This is a genomic window from Thermoproteota archaeon, from assembly GCA_030130125.1.
In the GTDB taxonomy this organism is placed as follows: Archaea; Korarchaeota; Korarchaeia; order Korarchaeales; family Korarchaeaceae; genus Korarchaeum.
On the sequence record JARZZM010000061.1, the window covers coordinates 1 to 8,270 of the forward strand.

The window sequence follows — 8,270 nt, forward strand, 5'->3', positions numbered from 1 at the left end:
GGGAAAGGGGCCCTGGCCCCCCACATCGCATCAGCCTATGGGCCTCCTATTCCCATATCCATTATGATACTATACTTATGTGGGCATTCAATATCGCATCATCTATTCCGGGGACGATGTGCGGCCAGGGCCCGGGCGTCACGCTGACGCCGCGTTATAAATTTTTCGGTTCATTTCCTTCGCAGCCGGAGCGAGATAGGATGAATCGATCGCTCGCGGAACGGTCCCGAGTTAGCTCACGCCAGGATTCCCCGCTCCCACCACTGATCCCGATATTCCCGCGTCTACGCCTCAGAGCCAGCATAACCTTGAGGACGTAGGCCATCGGCGGAAGAAAGGCGAGGAGCATGGAGAGGATCGTGATGAGGGCTGGGCTGAAGATGGTGTAGAGGTACTCGAGAGGTATGTCGTGCCAGTAGGGCTGCGCCATCGCATGCGTGAGGGTAATCAGCACGAAGGACAGCAGCATGATCACCAAGGAGATAATTCCGGCCACCATGAGGGAGTCCTTAATTAGGTAATGCCTCTCCCAAAACTCCCTTGATATCATCATGTATTTATGCTTTTCACAGGATAAAAATTCATATTTTGTAGCTGTAAAGCGATTTTCCTAGATCAGTCCAAAGCGAGGATCGGATGGCAATCGCGGATCCGAAGCGACCATCGAGGGAGCGTTTCCTCAGTCCCGACTGTCGCGCGTGGCTGAAATGGATACCGCTGCAGGGATCACCCTCGCGCGATGATTCGCCGGGGCATCGCCGGATTTGATCGTCGACTGGGACCATGGGAGGTATCGGCTGGGCAGCAGATGATTATATGAAAGGAGCTCCCCGGAGTAGGGGTGCACCAATGGAGTTCAGGTATCTGGGTGTTTCGGATCTGAAGGTCTCCGTTGTAGGACTGGGGACTTGGCAATTCAGCGAGTCCTGGGGCGTGACCAACTATGAGGATGCCAAGAATATAGTGGAGAAGGCCATTGACGTGGGGATAAACCTCTTCGACACTGCAGCGGTCTACGGGAGGGGGATGAGTGAGACCTTCCTCGGGAGGGCGCTGAAGGAGCTGGGAGCGAGGGAGGATGTCATTGTTGCCACTAAGCTGCCCGGGGAGTTTCTTTCTAGGCACGACGTATTCAAGGGGACGAAGAGATGCCTAGAGAGGCTGGGGACTGACTACATTGATCTGATGCAGGTCCACTGGCCTCCCCTCTGGAACAACTTCCCCACCTGCGAGTACATGCGCGCTTTAGAGGAGCTGGTGCACCAAGGTGTCGTACGCTATATAGGATTGAGCGACTTCCCGGTCGAGCTGATGGACTCGGCCTGGGCCTGCCTGTCGACGGAGGACCCGGTCAGTAATCAGGTCAGGTACAACCTTGTGGAGAGGGATGCGGAGAAGGAGATAATACCTTATGCGGAGGCGAACGGGTGGAGCATCCTCGCTTGGTCTCCCCTAGCTAAGGGGGCCCTCACCGGCAAGTACACGCCAGATAACCTGCCCGAGTTCAAGGACGTGAGGGCCGGCAGCGCCCTGTTCCACCCCGACAACTTCAGGCAGGTGTACGAGGTGGTGAAGCTGCTGAAGGAGGTTGGGGAGAGGCACGGCAAGACGCCCAGTCAGGTGGCTCTGAACTGGCTGATAATGGCAAGCGATACCGTGATAGTTATACCCGGGGCGAAGACCCCGGAGCAGGTGGAGGAGAACGCGGGGGCTGCTGACTGGAGCATGACCTTCGACGAGTGGCTGGCCCTAGAGGAGGCCAGCTCCAAGGTGAGGATAAGCCGCGTGATCTGGTGATAGAAGCTACGGAGGGCGATATCCTTCTCCCGCGATATCCTTCTCCTATAGCCTAGAATCCAGAAAAATCCAATAGGGGCTTATGCCTCCGGGGCGTACAACTTCGTCCCGTCAAAAGCATGCAATCTCTAGGAATTCCCGAGAAACAGGATTAAATATTGGCCACTCTGGCCCAAAACGGTGGTGTATTGTCCATAGGACTCGTGACCACGGTGGTAGGTTTACTGGTGGACTCGGTGGAGGTCGTGAGACTCGGGAAGGAACTGAAGGGCTACCTGTCCAAGAGGAGTTCCAAGGAGAGGGTTGATATACCCAGCGATCAGGAGGACAGGATGAGGTCCCTAATCGGTGGCGTGATCGGGTCGAAGCTGGTGGACGCTTTCATATCCTACGTTGAGAGTGGTGACCCAAGTCCGATGATGGAGGTCATAGATGGGGTGGAGAGGAGGAAGGAGGTGAGCGCATCCATCGACTTGATAGGAAGGAACCCTGAGGTCATGTACAGGAGGCAGTTCGGCAGGGATCCCGACTACATCTACAAGTATGTTCCTGATCAGGGTGGTCTGAGAGTGGAGGAATTTCCCCTCGTAGCTTTCAGCTCTGCTAAGTTTCTGGAATTGATAAACAACCTTCATCCCTCCGCCAAGAAGAAGCTCGTCCTCTCGGCGCCCGTGATCTTGGGATTTCAGATAGGTCAGCTCGTGGGAACCACTGCCAAGTTCTACCCGCTGCATCTGGTGAGGGAATCCGGTTACGCCGAGGTGAAGCCCGTCGTTAGGTACTGAGGCGACGCCCATGTCTCACGTCTTGGTTCACGTGGCCGGGGACACCCTGCTGAGGAGATCGAGGAAGCTCTACGAGGTTAGGGCGCCGAGGGGAAATTCCGTCCGGCTGAGGGCTTCATCCACAGTGCTGCCCGTCTCCATCGAGGCGCTGGGCAGGGGGAAGGTCGACCTGAGCAAGCTCAGGGTGATCGTTCTCCTCCCCCATTCCCTCATAACCCACGCCAGAGAGTTCTGGAGGCTTCCAAGGCGGGGAGAGGGGGTCGAGGATTGGGTCCTAGATGCGACTCGGAGGCTCGCGGGAGAATTCCCGAGGCTACTCGTTAGGGATGTGGAGGACAATGAAGGGTTACCGGGGGACTTCAGAGGCCTGTTCGACGATTCTCCTATCCTGGCTAGGGTGGTCCAAGTCAGGGGCACCTTCACCCTGCCCCTGGAGGACGGGGCTGGCGTGAGACTCAAATTCGAGGGGGGCGGGCCCTCCCACATATTCGCCGAGGTTTACCGGTCTCTGAGGGAACTGGGGGATGTGGAGAGGGTGCTCTTCGATATGAGTCAGGGGTGGAATCACCTGACCGTGATGGCCTACATGGGGGCACTGGCGTACGCTGAGGTGAACCGAGTGGATCTGATCCCCCTTACCTCGATGCCCGCGTTCGTCCCATCGGGGAGGTCCTCCGAGAGGACACGCCCAAGCCCCGATCCGCAGCGGGAGGGGTTACCAAGAGCGGGAGATCGTACCGTCGAGCTTCCGGTGGAGTTCATGGACGTCGGGGAGACCCACGTGATTCACAGGCTTGTTGTCACGATATCGAAGTTGCTGGCCCACAGCCGGCTGAGCCCCGACATGATAGCGGAGATATGGAGGGAGGTGGTGAGGAGGGAGTTCAACCGATACGGAGACCTGGAGAAGGGTAAGGAGCTCCTGAGATCCCTGATCAGGCTCAGAAAGGTCTCTTGTGCGCTAGATACTACGATGCTGACCTACCTGCATCGCGTTTTGAGGAGCTTCAGCGAATCCCTTCCCTCGATTCGTGAGATACTCGATTACCTCGGGGAAAGGATGGGGGGAGGGGACTACGTGGAGCACCTGAGGCTGAATCCGGACACCTTCGCTGAGGATGCAGATGAGATTGTGCTGGAATACGAGCTTGAGCCGCCCCTGTCCTACCCGCTGGCGGATTCCATAAGATCATTCGCCCTCAAGTTAGGGATCCATAGATTGATACCTCACCTTAGGAGGGATCACGCGTCCCTGAGGTTCGCCCTAGAGGTTAGGTCCCTCTACCGCTCGCTGGGCATGCACCCCAACGAGATCCTGATCACCAGAGAGATCGCCATGGTCGATGAGCACGGTAAGCCGAGGAGCGTAAACTGCATGGTGAGGGAGGCGTCGGGAGGCACGGCCCTGGGCTACATGAAGTCGTACATAGGGGAAATGACCTTTGAAATGGTTAAGAAGAGGATCAGAGGATCGGTCGCCTCTGTTCGTGATGTTTACCCGTTCGCGGTTCTGGGCAGGAGGTGCCCGAGCGTCGTGAGGGAAGCTTACAGGAGGACGAGTAACGTCGATAGGAACCCAACCTTGGTGGATCTCCATGCGGAGAGCCTGAAATGGGAAATCTTCAGGAGTGAGGCGGTAGATTTGATGGAGAACTCTTCGTGCAGGGACGATTGGTGGATCAGGAACTTCCTCTCGGCGGAGAAGCTGATGAGGGGGAACGACGCGGTCAGCCCGGAGGAGGTCTCTTCACTCCTCAGGAACCTTGCCGCCCACGTTGGTCTCCAGCACTTCTCCGTGAGGAATCCGGTGCCCGTCCTCGATCGTGGCGGCGTGATCGAGGATGTGGAGATCCACTACTACGACGAGCTCTTCGACGGACTGGAAGATCTGGCCAGTGGGAAGATGAGGGAAAGGTTGGAGGGGATGCCCGAGGACCTGATCAGGGAGGCGGGGTGTCTGTGTGACATAGGGATTTGAGATTTGATCGACTTCGGGTTGAGCTAAACTCGCGGGTCATAGGGCAAATGGTTCGCACGCTTCAACCTCTAATCCACGGACTCAAAAAAGGAGGGAATAGGGTTATTCCCCTTTTTTAGGGTAGTTCACCCGATGTGCTGGCTACGAACCAAACTCCCTTGATGCCGTGTCCCTTGGTATCTCCTCTGGCCGTATCGTTTATCCAGTAATAGAGGGGGTGTCCCTTGTAGGTGACCTGAACATTCCCGTCGTCCCTTACGATGAAGTTGAAGTCGGTGATGTTTAACACGGATGGTATCACGAAGTTAGTCGTGGGTTTGGGAGCGAACACCGGCCACTTCTTCGCGCAGCCGCCGTAGCATGCGGAGGTGCCGTTCACGTCCTTGGCGAAGAAGTAGAGGGTCATGCCCTTGGAGTCGGTCAGGTAGAGGCCCACCTTGGGATCATACGACAGGAGTATGGTGTACTTTTCCTCAACGCGTACCGTTTGCGTTTGAACCTGCGTTGCCGTCGTGGTTTTCGTTACCGGCGTCGTGACGGTCTTCGTGACGGTCTTCGTGATCGGGCCTCCCTGCGGATAGTAGAGGAAGTATCCGATTCCTATGCCGATCAGGATGCCTACTACGAGAATAACACCTGCCAAAGCAGTTTTATTCATCCGGCTCACCGTGCCAGTCGGCACAACTGTTTCAATTAAAGTAGTTTCCAAATTAATGGGAAAATTGATCCACAATTACATACAAATTGGGTCCCTATCTTAAATTTATTGAGTGATGGTGACCGTTCCGCTCAGGAGATACGCGATTGCCGGGGTGCAGGGGGTAGCCTTCCGGAACGATCGCCTTTCGGATTAAAACCCGTGAACCCATAAAGTGAGATAATTGAGATAATTCCGCCGGAGGCTCGATCCCTCCCCAGACTAGGGAGGATCGGTTAAACTACTTGCAGGTCGAATCCGGTCCGGTTATTCCTGCACCAGCGGGAGGCTCCCTGGCACGCCAGCTCACTCCACAGCCTCCCTCATAGCCTCTCCTATCGCCCTACCCAAGTCGGTGGGTATGATCCTGCCTCCGGATACCTGTATGAGGCCCGAGAACCTGAGGGCAGCTATGTAGTCCTCCCCAAGATCCTCAAGTTCGGACCTGCTGCCTCCCTCGCTGAGGATCCTCGCCACCCTCCTGATTATCGAGTAGGGCAGTGGGAGCATGGGTATCCTCATCACGCCGTAGGTCATCGGGGGATACATGAGGTTCTGCAGCTCCTCATTCTCCCTGTAGTAGCTGAGGGGATCGCCCGAGGAGGCGAGTTCCTCTATCTTTGGTCTCAGCCTCTCTAACTCGATGTTAACCACCCTCACATCTGGCACGACAACATGGTAGATACCGGATACCGCGAGCACCTGTCCCAGAAGGGCCACCTCCACCGAGACGTTCTTCCTCCCTCCTGAGATGAGTAGGTAGACCGGCTTCTCCAGTCTGGCTATCTCGGAGGCAGCTATTCTCATGAAATCGAATGCCACGTTCTCATTAACGATGTCCTCGTAGTCCAGAGTAAGGCTGACCACCTCGGCCTTAGGATATCTGTCCTTCACGGCCACCTCAACGAGTTTGGCGCCCTCCTGAACGCGCTTATCCCTTGTGAGGATCAGTTCCACGGTTTTGGGCTTCATGCTGTACTGCCAGTCCAGGTACTGGATCAGCTCCGTAACGATGGGAGGGCTCAGGCCGAGAGGGGCCAGCAGGGAGTAGTCACTGAAGTAACGCATGTGCGTTCAACCGGATGTGTCAGATAAAGATGATCCACCTGTTGCCAAGGATCGCGCATTAATGTGAGTGTAACGAACCTCCATAGTTTCAACTCACAGCTGCCGGCGGCAGTTAATGTACAGGCATGTTTCCAGTTGCTGATGGGTCACAGACAAATCGAATCTAGCCCTAGATCCATTCTTGCAGGGTCCAGAACTTGTCGTAGACAGCGCATGACTGCACTCGACCCCAAGCTTTCACTTAGCAGGGGGGAATGAAAGAGCGGGTGACAACACTTATGGCGGACCTGCGGTACTTCCCCTTATGGCAGAGACTCACGTGATCACATGCGGCATCAGTCTCCTCACGAACACGATCAGGTCCATGAGGGACGAGCCCTCTCCCTCAATACCCGAGGAGAAGCTCAGGAGCCTCTCCAACCCCAAGACCCTCTCACACGCCCTTGGATCCCTATCCAGCGGGGAGAGGAGGGCTCTCGAGGAGGCGATGCTCTCCAACCTGAGAAGGGATCCGAGGAGAGCCAGCGCTGAGATGAATGCCTTCCTCGGATATATGGACGAGTACTCCTCGGAGGTGAGGGATCTACACCTCTTAGTCTCCGACACCGACGCTGGAAAGCTAGTAGCGAAGATTCTCGACGAATACCTGACGGAGAGTGGGTACAACGTCTCCAAGCATGTGGTCACTGGCTTCGGTTCCGAGGACTTCGATGCTGCTCTCAAGGAGCTGAGGGAGGTGGTAGGATCCATTGTGAGGAGATCGGGCGATGTGGTCCTCAACCTCACCGGTGGATTCAAGGCGGAGATAGCCGCATTATCGGTTCTTGCCGCTGAAAGTGGTCTCAGAACGTACTACATACATGAGGCCGCCAGAAAGATAGTGATCTTGCCGACAGCCAGCCAGCTGAAGGTGAGGGTTACCAAGTGGGAGAAGGCCCTAGCCATCCTCACGACCATCCTGAGCTTCCCGATCGACTCGCTACTCGGCTTCCCCCTCTTCGTACTGGCTGAAATCGCGATATTCGTGCCGACCCTCTGGATAATACTAAAGAAGGCCTGAAAAGATCATCGCGCCGCCCGCGCGGGAAGGATCGAGGTTATGGCTGACCAATGCACTCTGCCAGCCTTGGCCTAGAGAACATCCCTATCTTTTCCGAAAAGGGAGTTGAAAGGCAATATGACCAGGCCCCAGAAGAGGTTTCATCCCTCTACGAATCCCGAAAGAAAGTTCAAAGAAAACCAGCCCATCAACACTTTCTCTCATCATCTAAATGCATGAAAGGGAGCTTAAAGAAAGTGAGTGGACTGCAATCAGCCATCATATCCCGCGGGGGCCTCCTTTAGCCAAGAGACTTAAGTTAACAGTGCATATCGCGCGCGTAAAGATATTTACGATACATCAATAGTATCCCTGATGTCAATGAGATCATCGCTAATGGATGTTAGGCCGTTGTCAACCTAACCCCACGCGATACCATGTTAGCGGCTTTTTCAGTTAGGACTAGTAAATGACGGACTCTTTATTCCTGTGAAACGAAGTTTTAGGGCGATAGTAGGTAAAGAAGGGGAGAGATGAAAGTCAACGAGGACTGGGAGATAATGGAGGGACGTAGAGCGCTTGAGAGATCGTGATATAGTCATGTAGAAGGAGTTGAAAATAACACCTAGCGAGAGTTAACTAACCTTCTGCAGATGCTACTGAATCCTGTTAGGGATTGAGAGGTTCCTCTCTATGCCTGAAGGTTTGATGCCACTGATGACGGACTCCCGAAAATGAGATGAAGGTTCTCCTATGTACTCACGTCGCTCATCATGTTTTGATGAATTCCAGAAAGGTCCTAGACAACGATTCCCTCCATCTCGAGCGATATTCTTTTTCCATTCTTCTCACGTCAAGGTACGGATCTAGGCGGTTTGTCTCGATCAAATTTAGCTTTCATGAATA

The 8,270-nt window shown here is 54.9% G+C and carries 7 protein-coding genes; 4 read left to right on the top strand and 3 right to left on the bottom strand.

Going from position 1 to position 8,270, the window contains the following annotated elements; genetic code table 11:
• Window positions 1-154: 154 nt before the first annotated feature.
• Window positions 155-469, bottom strand: coding sequence for a hypothetical protein (locus QI197_08165; GenBank protein MDK2373334.1), 315 nt, complete (start codon window positions 467-469; stop codon window positions 155-157).
• A 380-nt stretch (window positions 470-849) separates the two neighbouring features.
• Here QI197_08165 and QI197_08170 point away from each other — a divergent pair, with 380 nt between their 5' ends.
• The 3 genes from QI197_08170 (at window position 850) to QI197_08180 (ending at window position 4,560) form a co-directional block, all read left to right on the top strand.
• Window positions 850-1,797, top strand: coding sequence for an aldo/keto reductase (locus QI197_08170; GenBank protein ID MDK2373335.1), 948 nt, complete (start codon window positions 850-852; stop codon window positions 1,795-1,797).
• A 188-nt stretch (window positions 1,798-1,985) separates the two neighbouring features.
• Window positions 1,986-2,582: a hypothetical protein gene (locus QI197_08175; protein MDK2373336.1), complete on the top strand. Its 597-nt coding sequence runs from the start codon at window positions 1,986-1,988 to the stop codon at window positions 2,580-2,582.
• Between the two features lie 10 nt (window positions 2,583-2,592).
• The gene (locus QI197_08180) at window positions 2,593-4,560 is read left to right on the top strand and encodes a TM1812 family CRISPR-associated protein (protein MDK2373337.1); all 1,968 of its coding nucleotides are present in this window, start codon (window positions 2,593-2,595) and stop codon (window positions 4,558-4,560) included.
• 115 nt (window positions 4,561-4,675) lie between these two features.
• On the opposite strand, the gene QI197_08185 is transcribed toward QI197_08180, so the two are convergent.
• Both QI197_08185 and QI197_08190 read right to left on the bottom strand, forming a co-directional pair.
• On the bottom strand, window positions 4,676-5,218 hold the full coding sequence (locus QI197_08185) for a hypothetical protein (protein ID MDK2373338.1): 543 nt from the start codon (window positions 5,216-5,218) through the stop codon (window positions 4,676-4,678).
• A gap of 345 nt (window positions 5,219-5,563) precedes the next feature.
• Complete coding sequence (locus QI197_08190; GenBank protein ID MDK2373339.1) at window positions 5,564-6,325, bottom strand: CRISPR-associated ring nuclease; 762 nt, start codon at window positions 6,323-6,325, stop codon at window positions 5,564-5,566.
• A 304-nt stretch (window positions 6,326-6,629) separates the two neighbouring features.
• On the opposite strand from QI197_08190, the gene QI197_08195 reads away from it, so the two are divergent.
• The gene (locus tag QI197_08195) at window positions 6,630-7,385 is read left to right on the top strand and encodes a putative CRISPR-associated protein (GenBank protein ID MDK2373340.1); all 756 of its coding nucleotides are present in this window, start codon (window positions 6,630-6,632) and stop codon (window positions 7,383-7,385) included.
• Window positions 7,386-8,270: the final 885 nt, after the last annotated feature.

What these genes read in the sequence shown, in the direction of transcription:
- QI197_08165 (MDK2373334.1), bottom strand. Translation starts at nt 469, where the DNA reads ATGCTGCTGTCCTTCGTGCTGATTACCCTCACGCATGCGATGGCGCAG.
- QI197_08170 (MDK2373335.1), top strand. Translation starts at nt 850, where the DNA reads ATGGAGTTCAGGTATCTGGGTGTTTCGGATCTGAAGGTCTCCGTTGTA.
- QI197_08180 (MDK2373337.1), top strand. Translation starts at nt 2,593, where the DNA reads ATGTCTCACGTCTTGGTTCACGTGGCCGGGGACACCCTGCTGAGGAGA.
- QI197_08185 (MDK2373338.1), bottom strand. Translation starts at nt 5,218, where the DNA reads ATGAATAAAACTGCTTTGGCAGGTGTTATTCTCGTAGTAGGCATCCTG.
- QI197_08190 (MDK2373339.1), bottom strand. Translation starts at nt 6,325, where the DNA reads ATGCGTTACTTCAGTGACTACTCCCTGCTGGCCCCTCTCGGCCTGAGC.
- QI197_08195 (MDK2373340.1), top strand. Translation starts at nt 6,630, where the DNA reads ATGGCAGAGACTCACGTGATCACATGCGGCATCAGTCTCCTCACGAAC.